At 72.4% G+C, this 16,020-nt stretch carries 16 protein-coding genes; 12 read left to right on the forward strand and 4 right to left on the reverse strand.

Annotated elements, in window-relative coordinates:
- Positions 1-45 precede the first annotated feature (45 nt).
- Both dxs and ABTY61_RS17925 read left to right on the forward strand, forming a co-directional pair.
- Positions 46-1,956, forward strand: a complete 1,911-nt coding sequence (gene dxs / locus ABTY61_RS17920; protein WP_350505951.1) for a 1-deoxy-D-xylulose-5-phosphate synthase — start codon at positions 46-48, stop codon at positions 1,954-1,956.
- On the forward strand, positions 1,946-3,346 hold the full coding sequence (locus tag ABTY61_RS17925; RefSeq protein ID WP_350505952.1) for an aspartate aminotransferase family protein: 1,401 nt from the start codon (positions 1,946-1,948) through the stop codon (positions 3,344-3,346). The genes dxs and ABTY61_RS17925 overlap by 11 nt, the downstream gene beginning before the upstream one ends.
- A 58-nt stretch (positions 3,347-3,404) precedes the next feature.
- Here ABTY61_RS17925 and ABTY61_RS17930 read toward each other — a convergent pair whose 3' ends face one another.
- The gene (locus ABTY61_RS17930) at positions 3,405-3,677 is read right to left on the reverse strand and encodes a DUF6343 family protein (protein ID WP_350505953.1); all 273 of its coding nucleotides are present in this window, start codon (positions 3,675-3,677) and stop codon (positions 3,405-3,407) included.
- A gap of 77 nt (positions 3,678-3,754) precedes the next feature.
- Here ABTY61_RS17930 and ABTY61_RS17935 point away from each other — a divergent pair, with 77 nt between their 5' ends.
- Complete coding sequence (locus ABTY61_RS17935) at positions 3,755-3,973, forward strand: I78 family peptidase inhibitor (RefSeq protein ID WP_350505954.1); 219 nt, start codon at positions 3,755-3,757, stop codon at positions 3,971-3,973.
- A 115-nt stretch (positions 3,974-4,088) separates the two neighbouring features.
- Here the strand turns inward: ABTY61_RS17935 and ABTY61_RS17940 are convergent, their stop codons facing one another.
- Together ABTY61_RS17940 and fabG are read right to left on the reverse strand one after the other, a co-directional pair.
- Positions 4,089-4,910 carry a phosphatase PAP2 family protein gene (locus tag ABTY61_RS17940; protein WP_350505955.1) on the reverse strand — a complete coding sequence of 274 codons (822 nt, stop codon included), beginning with the start codon at positions 4,908-4,910 and terminating at the stop codon, positions 4,089-4,091.
- Between the two features lie 231 nt (positions 4,911-5,141).
- Entirely contained in the window at positions 5,142-5,909 is a 768-nt protein-coding gene (gene fabG / locus ABTY61_RS17945; RefSeq protein ID WP_350505956.1) for a 3-oxoacyl-ACP reductase FabG, read from the reverse strand.
- A 403-nt stretch (positions 5,910-6,312) separates the two neighbouring features.
- Here fabG and ABTY61_RS17950 point away from each other — a divergent pair, with 403 nt between their 5' ends.
- A complete protein-coding gene (locus ABTY61_RS17950; protein ID WP_350505957.1) occupies positions 6,313-7,179 on the forward strand; it encodes a MarR family winged helix-turn-helix transcriptional regulator in 867 nt (288 codons plus the stop codon).
- A 228-nt stretch (positions 7,180-7,407) separates the two neighbouring features.
- On the opposite strand, the gene ABTY61_RS17955 is transcribed toward ABTY61_RS17950, so the two are convergent.
- The gene (locus ABTY61_RS17955; protein ID WP_350505958.1) at positions 7,408-8,271 is read right to left on the reverse strand and encodes an aldo/keto reductase; all 864 of its coding nucleotides are present in this window, start codon (positions 8,269-8,271) and stop codon (positions 7,408-7,410) included.
- Positions 8,272-8,715: 444 nt separating this feature from the next.
- Between ABTY61_RS17955 and ABTY61_RS17960 the strand changes: the two genes are divergently transcribed.
- The 8 genes from ABTY61_RS17960 to ABTY61_RS17995 all read left to right on the forward strand — a co-directional run bounded on the left by ABTY61_RS17960 (position 8,716) and on the right by ABTY61_RS17995 (position 16,016).
- Positions 8,716-10,476, forward strand: a complete 1,761-nt coding sequence (locus ABTY61_RS17960) for an ABC transporter transmembrane domain-containing protein (protein WP_350505959.1) — start codon at positions 8,716-8,718, stop codon at positions 10,474-10,476.
- Positions 10,473-10,613, forward strand: coding sequence for a hypothetical protein (locus ABTY61_RS17965; protein ID WP_350505960.1), 141 nt, complete (start codon positions 10,473-10,475; stop codon positions 10,611-10,613). Before ABTY61_RS17960 ends, ABTY61_RS17965 begins: the two co-directional genes overlap by 4 nt.
- Positions 10,610-12,382: an ABC transporter ATP-binding protein gene (locus tag ABTY61_RS17970; RefSeq protein ID WP_350505961.1), complete on the forward strand. Its 1,773-nt coding sequence runs from the start codon at positions 10,610-10,612 to the stop codon at positions 12,380-12,382. Before ABTY61_RS17965 ends, ABTY61_RS17970 begins: the two co-directional genes overlap by 4 nt.
- A gap of 158 nt (positions 12,383-12,540) precedes the next feature.
- Positions 12,541-12,786, forward strand: a complete 246-nt coding sequence (locus tag ABTY61_RS17975) for a LapA family protein (protein ID WP_188305686.1) — start codon at positions 12,541-12,543, stop codon at positions 12,784-12,786.
- 56 nt (positions 12,787-12,842) lie between these two features.
- On the forward strand, positions 12,843-13,562 hold the full coding sequence (locus tag ABTY61_RS17980) for an amino acid ABC transporter ATP-binding protein (RefSeq protein ID WP_350506004.1): 720 nt from the start codon (positions 12,843-12,845) through the stop codon (positions 13,560-13,562).
- Between the two features lie 19 nt (positions 13,563-13,581).
- Positions 13,582-14,496, forward strand: a complete 915-nt coding sequence (locus ABTY61_RS17985) for a glutamate ABC transporter substrate-binding protein (protein ID WP_350506005.1) — start codon at positions 13,582-13,584, stop codon at positions 14,494-14,496.
- 12 nt (positions 14,497-14,508) lie between these two features.
- On the forward strand, positions 14,509-15,153 hold the full coding sequence (locus ABTY61_RS17990; RefSeq protein ID WP_350505962.1) for an amino acid ABC transporter permease: 645 nt from the start codon (positions 14,509-14,511) through the stop codon (positions 15,151-15,153).
- The gene (locus ABTY61_RS17995; protein ID WP_350505963.1) at positions 15,150-16,016 is read left to right on the forward strand and encodes an amino acid ABC transporter permease; all 867 of its coding nucleotides are present in this window, start codon (positions 15,150-15,152) and stop codon (positions 16,014-16,016) included. The genes ABTY61_RS17990 and ABTY61_RS17995 overlap by 4 nt, the downstream gene beginning before the upstream one ends.
- Positions 16,017-16,020: the final 4 nt, after the last annotated feature.

Consider the following 16,020-nt stretch of genomic DNA (forward strand, 5'->3'; position numbering starts at 1 on the left):
CCCGCCGGGCGGAGGCACCACCGCTCCGAGTCGTGAGGTGTACCCGTGTCACTGCTCTCCCGCGTCACGTCCCCGGCCGAGCTGCGCAAGCTCCCCGCCGCCGACCTGCCGCTGCTCGCCGACGAGATCCGCGACTTCCTGATCGACGCCGTCACCCGCACCGGCGGCCACCTCGGACCCAACCTCGGCGTGGTGGAGCTGACCATCGCGCTGCACCGGGTCTTCGACTCCCCGTACGACCGGATCGTCTTCGACACCGGCCACCAGAGCTACGTCCACAAGCTGCTCACCGGCCGCCAGGACTTCTCCCGGCTGCGGATGAAGGGCGGGCTGTCCGGCTACCCCTCGCGGGCCGAGTCCGAGCACGACCTGGTCGAGAACTCGCACGCCTCCACCGCGCTCTCCTACGCCGACGGGCTCGCCAAGGCCGCCCAGCTGCTCGGCCAGCACGACCGGCACACCGTCGCGGTGATCGGCGACGGCGCGCTCACCGGCGGGCTCGCCTGGGAGGCGCTCAACAACATCGCCGAGGCCCGGGACCGGCCGCTGGTCATCGTCGTCAACGACAACGAGCGCTCCTACGCCAAGACCATCGGCGGCCTCGCCAACCACCTGGCCACCCTGCGCACCACCCAGGGCTACGAGCGCTTCCTCGCGCTCGGCAAGGAGGCGCTGCAGCGCACCCCGCTGGTCGGCCAGCCGATCTTCGACGCGCTGCACGGCGCCAAGAAGGGCTTCAAGGACGCCTTCGCCCCGCAGGGCATGTTCGAGGACCTCGGGCTCAAGTACCTCGGGCCGATCGACGGCCACGACCTGGGCGCGGTCGAGCAGGCGCTGCGGCAGGCCCGGAACTTCGGCGGCCCGGTCATCGTGCACTGCCTGACCGTGAAGGGGCGCGGCTACCGGCCCGCCGAACAGGACGAGGCGGACCGCTTCCACGCCGTCAACCCGATCGACCCGTACACCTGCCTGCCGATCTCGCCCAGCGCCGGGGTCTCCTGGACCTCGGTGTTCGGCGAGGAGCTGCTCGCGCTCGGTGCCGAGCGGCCCGACCTGGTGGCGATCACCGCGGCGATGCTCCAGCCGGTCGGGCTGGCGCCGTTCGCCAAGGCGTACCCGGCCCGGACCTTCGACGTGGGGATCGCCGAGCAGCACGCCGTCACCAGCGCGGCGGGCCTGGCCACCGGCGGGCTGCACCCCGTGGTGGCGGTCTACGCGACCTTCCTGAACCGGGCCTTCGACCAGGTCCTGATGGACGTCGCCCTGCACCGGCTGGGCGTCACCTTCGTGCTCGACCGCTCCGGGGTGACCGGCTCGGACGGGGCCTCGCACAACGGCATGTGGGACCTGTCGATCCTCCAGGTCGTCCCCGGACTGCGGCTCGCCGCGCCCCGCGACGCCGAGCAGCTGCGGGCCCAGCTGCGGGAGGCCGTCGCGGTCGAGGACGCGCCGACCGTGGTCCGGTTCCCCAAGGGCAACGTCGGGCCGGCCGTCCAGGCGGTCGAGCGGATCGGCGGAACGGACGTGCTGCTGCGCACCGGGCCGGCGCCGGAGATCCTGCTGGTGGCCGTCGGCGCCACCGCCTCCGCCTGCCTGGACGCGGCCCGGCTGCTGCTCGCCGAGGGCTTCACCGCGACCGTGGTCGACCCGCGCTGGGTCAAGCCGGTCGATCCGGCGCTGGTCGACCTCGCGGCCGGCCACCGGCTGGTGGTCACCGTCGAGGACAACGGCCGTACCGGCGGCGTCGGCTGGGCCGTCGCCCAGGCGCTGCGCGACGCCGACGTGGACGTCCCGCTGCGGGTGCTCGGTCTGCCGCAGGAGTTCCTCGGCCACGCCGGCCGCGGCGAGATCCTGGAGGAGACCGGCCTCACCGGCACCGGGGTCGCGGCCCAGACCGCCGTCTTCGCCAAGAACCTGCTACCGACCCGAGGAGCGAACCCGCGCCATGCCGGCTGACCCCGACCGCCCCGCCTTCGACCTCGCCGCCCTCCTCGCCGAGCGCGGTGGCGAGCGCTACGAGTTGCACAGCCGCCATCTCAACCCGCAGCTGCCGCGGATGCTCCACACCATCGGCTTCGACAAGTACTACGAGCGAGCGCGGGGCCAGTACTTCTACGACGCCGAGGGCAACGAGTACCTCGACATGCTGGCCGGCTTCGGCATCTTCGCGCTCGGCCGGCACCACCCGGCGGTGCGCTCGGCCATCCAGCAGGTGATGGACCTGGACCTGCCTGACCTGGTCCGCTTCGACTGCTCGCCGCTGCCCGGGCTGCTGGCCGAGCGGCTGCTGTCGTACGCGCCCGGGCTGGACCGGGTGTTCTTCGGCAACAGCGGCACCGAGGCGGTGGAGACCGCGCTGAAGTTCGCCCGCTACGCCACCGGCCGCAGGCGCGTCCTCTACGCCGACCACGCCTTCCACGGGCTGACCACCGGCTCGTTGTCCGTCAACGGGGAGAGCGGCTTCCGCAAGGGCTTCGACCCGCTGCTGCCCGACACCGCCATCCCGCTCGGCGACATCGGGGCGCTGGCCAAGGAGCTGAAGCGCGGGGACGTCGCGGCGCTGATCGTCGAGCCGATCCAGGGCAAGGGCGTCCAGGCGCCGCCGCCCGGCTGGCTGCGGGCCGCCCAGGCGCTGCTGCACGAGCACAAGGCGCTGCTGATCTGCGACGAGGTGCAGACCGGGATCGGCCGCACCGGCGAGTTCTTCGCCTACCAGCACGAGGAGGGCGTGCTGCCCGACCTGGTGTGCGCCGCCAAGGCGCTCTCCGGCGGGTACGTGCCGGTCGGGGCGACGCTCGGCAAGAGCTGGATCTTCGAGAAGGTGTACTCCTCGATGGACCGGGTGCTGGTGCACTCGGCCAGTTTCGGGTCCAACGCCCAGGCGATGGCGGCCGGGCTGGCGACCCTGGAGGTGATGCGCGACGAGAAGGTGGTGGAGAACGCCCGGCAGGTCGGCGACCGGTTCCGCGAGCGGCTGACGGCGCTGGTCGACAGGTACGAGCTGCTCGCCGAGGTGCGCGGCCGCGGGCTGATGATCGGCATCGAGTTCGGCCGGCCCAAGTCGCTGAAGCTGCGCACCGGTTGGACGGCCCTCCAGGCGGCGCGCAAGGGGCTGTTCGCGCAGATGGTGGTCGTCCCGCTGTTGCAGCGGCACCGGATCCTGACCCAGGTCTCCGGGGACCACCTCGAAGTGATCAAGCTGATCCCGCCGCTGATCATCACCGATCAGGACGTGGACCGGTTCGTCGACGCGTTCACCGAGATCATGGACGAGGCCCACCGGGGCAGCGGCCTGATGTGGGACTTCGGCCGGATGCTGGTGAAGCAGGCGGTCGGCAGCAGGTAACGCGCGGCGGAGTGGGAGGCCGGTCGGGCCGGCCTCCCACTCCGTGGGAGACACCGCGTCAGAGCTCGGTCCGGCGGCGCCGGACGACCACCACGAGATCGACGACGGCGAACAGGGTGAGCAGCCCGAGGGCGATCGCGAAGCCGGTGAGGGTGCCCCGGCTGGGGGCGCCGTCGACCGGGGAGGAGGCTGCCCAGAACGCGAAGCCGGCAGTGCCCAGCGCGAACAGCGGGGTGAAGGTCAGCGAGAGCAGGTAGCGGAGCTTGAGGTCGCTGCGGGCGGTGGCCGGCTCGGTGCCGCTGCGCCACCGCCGCGGGGTCGTGGTGCGCATGCTCGTTCACCTCCGGGCCGCGCTGGTGAGGGCTACGATTCCAGCGTACGTCCGAGGGGGAGAGCCGGGGAGGCACGATGACGGGGCCGGACGCCGTGGGAGCGGGCACGACGGGGGAGGACGCCGAGGGCTACGCGGGGCTGCGGACCGAGCGGGCCCGGGAGCTGGCCCGGCGGCACGGCTGGGCCTCGGTCCGGGTGCTGGAGCCCGGGCAGATGATCACCATGGAGTACCGGGAGGGGCGGCTGAACCTCGCGGTGCGGGAGGGCCTGGTCGAGCGCAGCTGGGAGGGGTAGGCCCGCTCGTGGGGGCGGAAGCGGTCGGGGCCGGGGCCTCTTCCGGGCTGCGGGGTCGGGCGGCGCGGCCGGGTTTCGGGGCCGGGAGGCGGTCGGCGGGGTCAGGTGGTGGGACTCAGCGTGCGAACCGTCGGTGCAGCCGCTGTTCGGCGACCGCGACCAGGGGCTCCAGCAGGGGCAGCGAGAGCAGTACCAGCAGCCCGGCGGCCCAGCCGGCCAGTACGTCGGAGACCCAGTGGGTGCCCAGGTAGACCGTGGTGAGGCCGATCGAGCAGGCGGTGACGGCGGCGATCACCGCGCCGGTGCGCCGCCAGCGGACGGCGAGGTAGGCGAGCACGCCCCAGGTCACCACGGCGTTGGCGGTGTGGCCGGAGGGGAAGATGGTGCCGCCGGAGAACAGCTCGGGGGAGCCGACGTACTGGGCGTAGTGCGGGCCGAGCCGGCCGGTGACGATCTTGACGGCGCCGACCGTGATGTTGAGCAGCAGCAGGGCGACCCCCATGACCAGCAGCGGGCGCAGCCGACCGAGGCGGCGGGCGCGCCAGACCAGCCAGGCGAAGGCGGCGATCGCGCTGGGTCCGCGCTGCCCGGCCACCACCCAGGTGTCGAGCAGCGGCTCCAGGCTCGGCCACCGCTCGTACGGGCGCAGCAGCCGGACCGACCAGTCGAGGTCGACCAGGTCGGTGTTGAGCAGGACGCCGGCCAGCACCAGCAGGTAGGCGGTGAAGGTGGCGGCGAAGAGGGCGGCCCGGCGGCGGCTCATCGGGGGCCAGCCGGGCTCGCCGCGGTCCGGGCCGGGGAGCTCCCGGCGGTCGGGAGCTCGGTGGGCGGTGCGGGCGGGAGCGCGGTCGGGGCCGGGGAGCTCCCGGCGGTCGGCGGTGCGGCGATCCGGCTCCTGTCGCGGAATGCGAGCGGCGGCGGTACTTCTGGATTGCACGGGGTGACCATACCCATCCCGCCGGGGCCATTCCGGAGGGAATTGTCATTTTCCCGGGAAATCGACAATTGCGTCCGCCCCGGGTGACCCGGGGAGTGATTTCCCCTATTCTCGGATCGAATGCCAGTGTGGTCTTCGAATGATTCTGCAAAAGCCTCGGTAAAGAAAACGGAGCGGGAGGCCGGTTCGCCCGGCTTCCCACCCCGTGGTAACCCTGTGTAGGTTCAGTGCTCAGTCGAGGGGGCCGCCCGCGACGTAGATCACCTGGCCGGAGACGAAGCCGGCGGCCTCGCCGACGAGGAACGAGATGGTGTTGGCCACGTCCTCGGGCTCGCCGACCCGCTGGACCGGGATCTGGGAGGCCGCGGCCCGTTTGAAGTCCTCGAAGTCCATGCCGACCCGGGCGGCGGTGGCCGCCGTCATGTCCGTGGCGATGAAGCCGGGGGCCACGGCGTTGGCGGTGATACCGAACTTGCCCAGCTCGATGGCCAAAGTCTTGGTGAAGCCCTGCAGGCCGGCCTTGGCGGTCGAGTAGTTGGCCTGGCCGCGGTTGCCCTGGGCGGACGAGGAGGACAGGTTGACGATGCGGCCGAAGCCGGCGTCCACCATGTGCTTCTGCACCGCGCGGGTCATCAGGAAGGCGCCGCGCAGGTGCACGTTCATGACCGTGTCCCAGTCGGACTCGGACATCTTGAAGAGCAGGTTGTCGCGCAGCACGCCCGCGTTGTTGACCAGCACGACCGGGGCGCCGAGCTCGGCGGCCACCCGGTCGACGGCGGCCTGGACCTGCTCGGCGTCCGAGACGTCGGCGCCGACGGCCAGCGCCCGGCCGCCGGCGGCCGTGATCCGGTTGACGGTGTCCTTGCCGGCGGCCTCGTCCAGGTCCAGGACGGCCACCGCGTAGCCGTCCGCGGCCAGTCGGACGGCGGTGGCGGCGCCGAGGCCGCGGGCGGCGCCGGTGACGACCGCCACCCGGGTGGCGGTGCTCTGCTCGGTCATGCTCGCTCTCGTCTCTCTCGGGGGTGCCTCCGGGGGAGTGCCCCCGGGAAGGGTGCCCATACCCTACCGGCGGGTAGGGGTGGCGGCCAGGGTGGAGAGGCCCAGGTGACGGTCGGTAAGGACCGACCGGTCGGCTTTCTGCTGAGAACGGGTTACTGCAAGGGTCTGGCAGCGCGTAAATATGCCAATGTTGCCGAACCTGCGTCTACTATCCGCCCCTGCCTGCCAGCAAGGGCCCGCCGTTTGTATAGTGTCCGCCAGCAGCCACCGGCTGCACGGCTGGAGCGCCCTCCCTCATAGCTGGACGCCCACTCGCCGTTACTGCCCCACCCGGGTGTCCCACACACACCGGGTGTGACATCGGGACGGATACATGGTGCTGGGGGAGATCCCGACAACCCGCGTGTCCGCGCGACTGCAGCAGTCGCCCGGACACCTCATTCGCGTTGCACAGCAGGTTCACACCCGTCTGTGGTCCGAGCACGTCGGAGCCGATCTCACGGCTCCGCAGTTCGCGGTCCTGCTGGTGCTCGCCCTCGAACCGGGCGCGGACCAGCGGACCGTCGGCGAGCGGGCCTCGCTCGACAAGGCCACGATGGCGGAGATGGTCGCGCGGCTGGTCCGCCGCGGCCTCGTGCTGCGACGGCGCGACCCGGCCGACGGCCGGCGCAAACTGCTCGCCCTCTCGCAGAGCGGCGCCCAGGCGGTGCGCGAGGCCACCGGAGGCGTGGTCCGCGTCCAGCGGGTGCTGTTCGAGCCGCTCACGCCGGACGAGCAGGTCGAAATCGTCCGGGTGATGGCCAAGATAGCCAGGCTGGAACCCGCGGCCGTGGCCGTCTTCACCGACGCGCGGCCGATACTGGACGCCCAGCGGGCGATCGGCTACCTGATCAGGGTCGGCCAGCAGGTGCACACCAAGCTCTGGTCCGAGCACGTGGGTGCGGAGCTGACGGCTCCGCAGTACGCCGTGCTGGACGCCCTGGAGCTGGAACCGGGCGCGGACCAGCGCACGGTCGGCGAGCTGGCCTCGCTGGACAAGGCCACGATGGCCGAGATGGTCAGCCGGCTGGTGCGCCGCGGTCTGGTGCAGCGTCGGCGCGACCCCTCGGACGGGCGGCGCAACCTGCTCTCGCTCTCGCCGGCGGGCCAGGACCTGCTGCACCGCTCGGCCGCCGGAGTGGCCGAAGTCCAGCGGCTGCTGCTCGCTCCGCTCGCGGAGGAGGAGCACGAGGTGGCGCTCGCGCTCATCGCCAAGGCGGCCAGGCTCTAGCCCAAGCTTTGGTAACAACAGCCAAAACGATTCACCAAGACTCCTGAGGCTCATGGCCGTCGGCATCGGCCGACCATCGGGGCCGGTGAATCCGGGCACACCGAAGTGCCGCTCGTCCCTGACCGGAACGAGCGGTACTTCGATATGACCGACGATCAGGAACGCGTCGGTGTCATTGCCGTTCCCGGGGGCGCCGGGCCACGTCGGCCCGCGCCCCCGCGGCGGTCATCAGTTCCAGTCGAACCCCTGCGGGTCCGGGCCGATCCGCTTGCCGGTGGCGACGCCGGCGATCGCCGCGACGTCCTCGGCGTCCAGCTCGAAGCCGGTGACGTCCAGGTTCTCCCGGATGCGGGACGGGGTGACCGACTTCGGGATGGCGATCACGCCGTTCTGCAGGTGCCAGCGGAGCACCACCTGGGCGACCGTGCGGCCGTGCTTCTCGGCGATCTTCGCCAGCGCCGGCTCGGCCAGCAGCTCCTTGCCCTGGCCCAGCGGGCTCCACGCCTCGGTGGCGATGCCGTGCTCGGCGTGGAAGGCGCGCAGCTCCTCCTGCGGGAAGTACGGGTGCAGCTCGACCTGGTTCAGCACCGGGACGACCGAGGCCTCGTCCAGCAGGCGGGTCAGCTGCTCGGGGCCGAAGTTGGACACGCCGATCGACTTGACCCGGCCGCCCTCCTTCAGCTGCTCCAGGGCCTTCCAGACGTTCAGGAAGGTGCCGTGCATCGGGCGCGGCCAGTGGATCAGGTACAGGTCGAGGTAGTCGAGGCCGAGCTTCTCCAAGGAGGCGTCGAACTCGCGCAGCACCGCGTCGCGGCCCTGCTCGCCCGACCAGTCGCGGGTGCCCGAGTTCCACAGCTTGGTGGTGACGTAGAGGTCCTCGCGGGCGAGGCCGCCCGCCAGTGCCTCGGTGACGGCCGCTCCGGTGCCGGCCTCGTTCTCGTACACCGCGGCGGTGTCGATGGAGCGGTAGCCCGCCTCGATCGCCGTGCGGACGGCGGGGGTCGCCTCGGCGTCCGGCACCTGCCACACGCCGAAGCCGAGCTGCGGGATCTTGGCGCCGTCGTTCAGGGTGACGCTGGGGATGTTGCTCACGGGGAAGGGGTGCCTTCCTGGTCGTCCGTTGGGTCCAGAGGGGGCAACTGGTGCCCCGGCACGATTGTTCCCGCCGTTCGGACGAATCTTTGGCGAAGCTTTACGACGGCGTGGCGTGCGCCGGGGCCGGGCTCCCGGGTGGTGCGCCGGGGAGCGGGGCGGGGTGCGACGGGAACGCGCCGGGCTCGGCGGAAAACCTGTTGCGTGGATCACAGCGGGCTTGGCAGGCTCGCGGACATGACCTCCTGAGACCTGGGTCCTTCGTACCCCTCCACCGCCCGTCCGACCTCCCGGCCGGACGCGTCGCCGTCGCCGCGCCGCCGCGCCGCGCCTGCGGGTGCCCGTTCCCCCGTGACTTCGGAGCGCCCGGATCTCCCCCTCCTCCCGCACCTCCTGCACACCTCGCAGCCCCCGCACCCTTCGCACCCCCCGTATCGGAGTGTCATGCCGCTCACCCCACTGCCGCTGGCCGACCCCGGCAGTCCCGACCTGTCCTCACCGCTGGCCTTCCTGCGCTGGCTGCAGCGCGCCCAGCGGCGCGGGCAGGTCCGCGCCACCTGCTGGGCGCTGCTGGAGATGGGCGCCCAGGCCGCGCTGCCGGTGCCCCTCGGGCGCGGCGTGCAGGCCGCCGTCGACGGTGACGCCGGCGGGATCTGGCGGGCCGGCGCGGTCGCGCTGCTGCTGGCCGCCATCGCCTCGCTCGGCACCGTGCTGCTGCACCGTCAGGCGGTCTGGAACTGGATCCACGCCGCCTGTCACGTGCGGCAGTTGGTGGCCGGTCAGGCCTCGCGCCTCGGTGCCGGGCTGTCCCGGCGGATCGCCACCGGCGAGGTGGTCGCGGTCGGCAGCGGGGACGTCGAACGGATCGGCTGGTACGTCGAACTGGTCGCCCGGGTGCGGGCCGCGGTGATCGTCTGGCTGGCCGTCAGCGCGGTGGTGCTGGTGGTCGAGCCGGTGCTCGGGATCGGAGTGCTGCTCGGCGTCCCGGTGCTGGCCGCCTCGGTCTGGCCGCTGATCGGGCCGTTCGAGCGGCGCTACGAGAAACAGCGCGAACTCGGCGGCAAGGCGACCGAGCTGGCCGCCGACACGGTGGCCGGGCTGCGGGTGCTTCGCGGCATCGGCGGCGAGGAACTGTTCCTGGAGCGGTACCGGGCGGCCTCCCAGAAGGTCCGTGCGGCGGCGGTCCGCTCGGCCCGGCTGTGGTCGCTGATGCAGGCCCAACAGGTGCTGCTGCCAGGCCTGTTCGTGGTCGGGGTGACGTGGTACGGCGCCCGACTGGCGGCCGCCGGCGAGCTCGGCGTGGGCACCCTGATCGCGGTGTACGGCGCGACCGCCTTCCTGGCTGCGCCGCTGCGGATCCTGGGCGAGGCGGCGCACGCCTGGAGCGTCGCCCGGGTCTCCGCCGCGCGGGCCGTGCGGGTGCTCTCGCTCAGCCGGACCAGTGGCGAGGCGGACGGCGTGCTGACCCGGCCGGGCCGGTCCGACCTGCACGACCCGGCCACCGGGCTGACCGCCCGGGCCGGCGAACTGACCGCGGTGGTCTGCGGGGACCCGGACTTCGCCGGGGCGCTCGCCGAGCGGCTCGGCGGCCACGTCCCGCTGGCCGAGGGCGAACAGGCCCAGCCCTCGGTGCGGCTCGGCGGCACGGAGCTGGACACCGTGCCGCTGGCCGAGGCCCGGGCGGCGGTGCTGGTGCACGACAAGGAGCCGGTGCTGCTCTCCGGCACGCTGGCCGAGCTGCTGGACGTCCCGTCCTCCGGCCGGGTCCCGGTCGCCGAGGCGCTCGCCGCGGCCCGCTCCGAGGACGTGCTGGAGGCGCTGGTGGACGGCTCGCCGGACTGCGCGGGCGACCCGATGCTCGCCCGGATCACCGAACGCGGGCGCTCGCTCTCCGGCGGGCAGCGCCAGCGGCTCGCGCTGGCCCGCGCCCTGCTGGCGGACCCGCCCGTCCTGGTGCTGGACGAGCCCACCAGCGCGGTGGACGCCCACACCGAGTCCCGGATCGCCGCCGGCCTGCGGGACACCCGGGCCGGGCGCACCACGGTGGTGTTCGCCACCAGCCCGCTGCTGCTGGACCAGGCCGACCGGGTGGTGCTGCTGCGCGGGGGCCGGGCGGTCGCGGCCGGGCGGCACCGCGAGCTGATGCGCACCGAGCCGGCCTATCGGGCCGTGGTCACCCGGGACGAGGAGGCGGCGCCGGTATGAGCGGTGTCGGTAACAGCAGCGTCGGTACGAGGGGCGTCGTGATGGGCGGCGCCGCCATCAGCACCACCGGTGCTCCCACCGCCGGAGAGAGCGCCACCGTCAACCGTCGGGCCCCGCACGCGAGGAGTACGTCATGAAGCCCCCCGTCCATCAGGAGCAGGGGCCGACCACCACCCTGCCGGTCGGCACCCCGGCCGCCGTGCGCGGGTACCTGGGGGTGCTGGCGCGGCGGCACCGGGGCGGGTTCGCCGCGGTGGTGTCGCTGCACTCGATGGCCACCCTGGCCGGGCTGGTCGGGCCCTGGGTGCTCGGCAGCCTGGTCGAGTCCCTGGCCACCGGCACCGCCGGCGCCACCATCGCGGTGGCAATCGGCTGGTACCTGCTGGCGCTGGCGGTGCAGTCCGCCTTCACCGGCTGGTCGCGGATGCGCGGGGCGGTGCTCGGCGAGCGGGTGCTGGCCGACCTGCGCGAGGACTTCCTGGTCCGCTCGGTCGCGCTGCCGACCGGCGTGCTGGAACGCGCCGGCACCGGGGACCTGGTCTCGCGCGGCACCACCGACATCGACCGGCTGGACAAGTCGGTGCGCGAGGCGGTGCCCGAACTCGCCGTCGCGGTCGTCTCCTTGCTGCTGGTGCTCGGCGCCCTGCTGGTCACGTCCCCGCTGCTCGCGCTGACCTCGCTGGTCGGGCTGCCGCTGCTGCTGGCCAGCTCCCGCTGGTACTTCCGGCGTGCGCCGCAGTCCTACCGCAACGAGGCGGCCGGGTACGCGGCGGTCAGCAACGTGCTGGCCGAGACGGTGGACGCCGGGCGGACGGTCGAGGCGCTGCGCCTGGGCGAGCAGAGGGTCCGGCTGACGGACCGCAAGCTGCGCGAGTGGCTGGCCTGGGAGCGCTACACCCTGTGGCTGCGCTCGGTCTGGTTCCCGACCGTCGACGCCGTCTACACCTCGGCGGTGCTGGTCACCCTGGTGGTCGGCGGGCTGTTCACCCTCAAAGGTTGGCTCTCCGTCGGCCAGTTGACCACCGGCGTGTTGTACGCCCAGATGCTCACCGGCCCGGTGGACCTGATCCTGCGCTGGTACGACGAGCTGCAGATCGGGCAGGCCTCGTTGGCCCGGCTGGTCGGCGTGCACGAGGTGCCGGAGCACGAGGGGGACGAGTCGGCCCGCCCGGACGGCCGCCGGGTCGAGGCCCGGGACGTCCGCTTCGGCTACCGCGAGGGCGCGGACGTCCTGCACGGCATCAGCCTGGACGTCGCCCCGGGCAGCCGGGTCGCGCTGGTCGGCCCGTCCGGGGCGGGCAAGTCCACCCTCGGGCGGCTGCTGGCCGGGATCTACGCGCCCGGCCGGGGCAGCGTCACCCTCGGTGGGGCGGCGCTGTCCCGGATGCCGGCCGAGCGGGTGCGGGCGGAGGTCGCCCTGGTCAACCAGGAGCACCACGTGTTCGTCGGCACCCTGCGGGACAACCTGCGGCTCGCCGCGCCCGGGGCGGACGACACCGAACTGCGCTCCGCGCTGGACGCGGTGGACGCCGGGTCCTGGGTGGACGCCCTCCCCGAGGGGCTGGACACCGAGGTCGGCTCCGGCGGCACCGCGCTGACCCCGCCGCAGGCGCAGCAGCTCGCCCTGGCCCGGCTGGTGCTGGCCGATCCGCACACCCTGGTGCTGGACGAGGCCACCTCGCTGCTGGACCCGCGGGCCGCCCGGCACCTGGAGCGCTCGCTGTCCCGGGTGCTGGAGGGCCGCACGGTCATCGCGATCGCCCACCGGCTGCACACCGCGCACGACGCGGACGTGATCGCGGTGGTCGAGGGCGGGCGGATCAGCGAGTACGGCAGCCACCCGGAGCTGGTCGCGGCCGGCGGCCCGTACGCGGCGCTCTGGCGCTCCTGGCGGGACGAACGCTAGCGGGCGGCAGCGCGGGCATCGGACGGCCGGCGTCGGGCGCGCGAGTCCGACGCGGGTTCGAAACCCGCACGGGGCCGGATTGCCCCGTGCGGGTTACTCCCTTGCCCGCAAGGGCGCGTAACCGGGCAAATCGTCGGCCCGGACAGCAGACTGCTGCGGTGACCAAGACTTCAGACGGCTCGTCCCGGGCGCAGCGCAGCGAGATCGGCGGGATCCCCACGCGGTACATCGGGATCGGCGTCATCGTGATCCTCGCGGTGTGGTTCCTGTTCGCCAACCTCGACAAGGTCAAGATCCAGTTCTGGGTGTTCACCGTGACCGCGCCGCTCTGGATCGCGCTGCTGGCGACGCTGGTCGCCGGCGGCGTGCTGGGCTGGCTGCTGAAGGGGCGGCGCGGCCGGTGACCACCGCCCCCGAACCGGCCTCGACCGGTTCCCCGGCCTTCGTCCCGCTGATCGAGATGCGCGGGGTCAACAAGCACTTCGGCGAGCTGCACGTGCTGCAGGACATCGAGCTGACGGTCGGCCGAGGCGAGGTCGTCGTGGTGATCGGCCCGTCCGGCTCCGGGAAGTCCACGCTCTGCCGGGCGATCAACCGGCTGGAGCCGATCGAGCGCGGCACCATCCTGATCGACGGTCAGCCGCTGCCCGAGGAGGGCAAGGGGCTGGCCATGCTGCGTGCCGAGGTCGGCATGGTGTTCCAGTCCTTCAACCTGTTCGCGCACAAGACCGTGCTGCAGAACGTCTCGCTCGCCCAGATCAAGGTCCGCGGCCGCGCCAAGGCCGAGGCGGAGGCCAAGTCCCGCGCGCTGCTGGAGCGGGTCGGCCTGGCATCCCAGGCCGACAAGTACCCGGCCCAGCTCTCCGGCGGCCAGCAGCAGCGGGTCGCGATCGCCCGCGCCCTGGCGATGGACCCCAAGGCGCTCCTGTTCGACGAGCCGACCTCGGCCCTCGACCCCGAGATGATCAACGAGGTGCTGGACGTGATGCGCCAGCTCGCCAGCGAGGGCATGACGATGGTCGTGGTCACCCACGAGATGGGCTTCGCCCGGGCCTCGGCGAACCGGGTGGTGTTCATGGCCGACGGCCGGATCGTCGAGGACCGCGCCCCGGAGGCCTTCTTCGGCGCCCCCGAGAGCGAGCGCGCCAGGGACTTCCTGTCCAAGATCCTGAAGCACTGAGGGCGGCGCCGTGAACCGTATGACGACGCTCGCCGCGCGGGCGCGCGGACGCCTGACCGCCGCCGCCCTGCTGCTCGCGGTGCTGGCAACCGGCTGCGGCAAGGCCGGCACCCCGCCGCCCAAGGGCCCCCAGCCCAGTTCGCTGCCCAGCTACCAGGTGCAGGACGCCTCCTCGATCACCGGTTCGTCGACCCTGGACGCGGCCCGCGGCCGCGGCCACCTGGTGGTCGGCGCCAAGGAGGACCAGCCGTACCTGGGCCAGAAGAACCCGGCCACCGGCGTGTACTCCGGTTTCGACATCGAGATCGCCAAGATGGTCGGCGCCTCGCTGGGCTTCCCGCCGGAGAAGATCCAGTTCAAGACCATCGCTTCGGCCAACCGCGAGACCGCGCTGCAGAACGGCCAGGTGGACTACTACGTCGGCACCTACACGATCAACGACAACCGCAAGAAGCTGGTCGGTTTCGCCGGTCCGTACTTCATCGCCGGGCAGTCGCTGCTGGTGCGCAAGAACGACAACAGCATCCACGGCCCGCAGGACCTGAACGGCAAGAAGGTCTGCTCGGCGGCCGGCTCGACTCCGTACCAGCGCATCCAGTCGCAGTACCCCAAGGCGCACCTGATCGGCTACGACACCTACTCGGCCTGCGTGGACAACCTGATCACCGGCCAGGTCGACACCGTCACCACGGACAACGCGATCCTGCTGGGCTACGCGGCCAAGGTCCCGGACGAGCTCAAGGTGGTGGGCCCGCTGTTCTCGACCGAGCCGTACGGCATCGGCACGCCGAAGAACGACACCGTGCTGCGCGGGGCGCTGAACGACGCGCTGGCGCACCACGAGCAGAACGGCGACTGGAAGAAGGCCTTCGACGCGACCCTGGGCCTGTCCGGGGAAGCCGCGCCCACCCCGCCGCCGATCAACCGGTACTGAGAGGGCCGCGCCGTGAAAACGCTGACCGACAACTGGTCGACCTACTGGGACGGCTTCCTCGGCACGCTCTCGCTGTTCGCGGTGAGCGCCGTGCTGTCGCTGCTGCTGGGCGTGCTGATCGCGGGCTTCCGGGTCTCGCCGGTCCGGCCGCTGCGGGTGTTCGGGACGGTGTGGGTGACGCTGCTGCGCAACACGCCGCTGACCCTGCTGTTCTTCATCGTGGTGCTGGGGCTGCCCCGGTTCGACATCACGCTGCCCTTCTACACCTTCGCCGTGCTGGCGCTCGGCTGCTACACCTCGGCCTTCGTCTGCGAGGCGATGCGCTCGGGCATCAACACGGTGCCGGCCGGGCAGGGTGAGGCGGCCCGCAGCCTGGGGATGAGCTTCGGGCAGACGATGGGCCTGGTGGTGCTGCCGCAGGCGTACCGCTCGGTGGTGGCGCCGCTGGGCAGCGTGATGATCGCGCTGGCGAAGAACACGGCGATCGCCGGTTCGTTCAGCGTCACCGAACTGCTGGGCACCTACCGGACCATCAACGAGCTGGGCTACAGCATCATCTGGACCTTCGTCTGGATCGCCGTCGGCTACCTGATCATCACCCTGGCCATCAGCGCCGTCTTCAACCTGCTGGAACGACGAGTGGCGGTGTCCCGATGACGGTCGAATCCTCGGCGCTGTACGACATCCCCGGCCCGAAGGCGCTGGCCCGGCACCGGCTGTACGGCGGGATCGCGCTGGTGCTGATCGCGGCGCTGATCGGCTGGGTCGTCTACATGCTGTTCCACACCAACCAGTTCACCTACGCCAAGTGGGAGCCCTTCGAGTACCGGGGTGTGCAGGACCTGCTGCTGCGCGGGCTGGGCAACACCCTCCGGGCCTTCGGCTGGACGGTGCTGTTCGCGCTGCCGTTCGGTGCGCTGTTCGCGGCCGGGCGGCTGTCCGACCACCGGGTGGTGCGCTGGTTCTCCACGCTGGTGGTGGAGTTCTTCCGGGCCATGCCGGTGCTGGTGATGATCTTCTTCGTGTTCGTCGCCCTCAAGGTGCAGCCGCTGTGGGCGCTGGTGGCCGGACTGGTGCTCTACAACGGCTCGGTGCTGGCGGAGGTGTTCCGGGCCGGCGTGCTCGCGGTGCCCAAGGGGCAGCGGGAGGCGGCGTACGCGCTGGGCATGCGCAAGACCCAGGTGATGACCTACGTCCTGGTGCCGCAGGCCAACCGGGCGATGCTGCCGGCCATCATCAGCCAGCTGGTGGTCGCGCTCAAGGACACCTCGCTGGGCTTCCTGATCACCTTCGAGGAGTTCCTGCACGCGGGGAAGCTGATCGCCACCAACCTGGACTACGACCTGCCGTTCATCCCGGTGGTGATCGTGATCGCGCCGATCTACATCGGGATGTGCCTGCTGCTGTCCTGGCTCGCCCGCTGGGTCGAGCGGCGCAGCCGGCGCAGTCCGAGCGTGCGGGGCGGGGCGCCGGTGGCCAAGGCGGGGGTCGCACTGGGGCTGCCGCCGTCGGCGCAGTGAGGCC

The sequence above is a fragment of the Kitasatospora sp. NPDC096128 genome, assembly GCF_040303105.1.
Taxonomy (GTDB): domain Bacteria; phylum Actinomycetota; class Actinomycetes; order Streptomycetales; family Streptomycetaceae; genus Kitasatospora.

Coding starts and splice junctions, on each gene's coding strand:
- ABTY61_RS17965 (WP_350505960.1), top strand. CDS start 10,473: ATGAGCGGTGTCGGTAACAGCAGCGTCGGTACGAGGGGCGTCGTGATG.
- ABTY61_RS17960 (WP_350505959.1), top strand. CDS start 8,716: ATGCCGCTCACCCCACTGCCGCTGGCCGACCCCGGCAGTCCCGACCTG.
- ABTY61_RS17930 (WP_350505953.1), bottom strand. CDS start 3,677: ATGCGCACCACGACCCCGCGGCGGTGGCGCAGCGGCACCGAGCCGGCC.
- ABTY61_RS17925 (WP_350505952.1), top strand. CDS start 1,946: ATGCCGGCTGACCCCGACCGCCCCGCCTTCGACCTCGCCGCCCTCCTC.
- ABTY61_RS17935 (WP_350505954.1), top strand. CDS start 3,755: ATGACGGGGCCGGACGCCGTGGGAGCGGGCACGACGGGGGAGGACGCC.
- ABTY61_RS17985 (WP_350506005.1), top strand. CDS start 13,582: ATGACGACGCTCGCCGCGCGGGCGCGCGGACGCCTGACCGCCGCCGCC.
- fabG (WP_350505956.1), bottom strand. CDS start 5,909: ATGACCGAGCAGAGCACCGCCACCCGGGTGGCGGTCGTCACCGGCGCC.
- ABTY61_RS17970 (WP_350505961.1), top strand. CDS start 10,610: ATGAAGCCCCCCGTCCATCAGGAGCAGGGGCCGACCACCACCCTGCCG.
- ABTY61_RS17995 (WP_350505963.1), top strand. CDS start 15,150: ATGACGGTCGAATCCTCGGCGCTGTACGACATCCCCGGCCCGAAGGCG.
- ABTY61_RS17980 (WP_350506004.1), top strand. CDS start 12,843: ATGCGCGGGGTCAACAAGCACTTCGGCGAGCTGCACGTGCTGCAGGAC.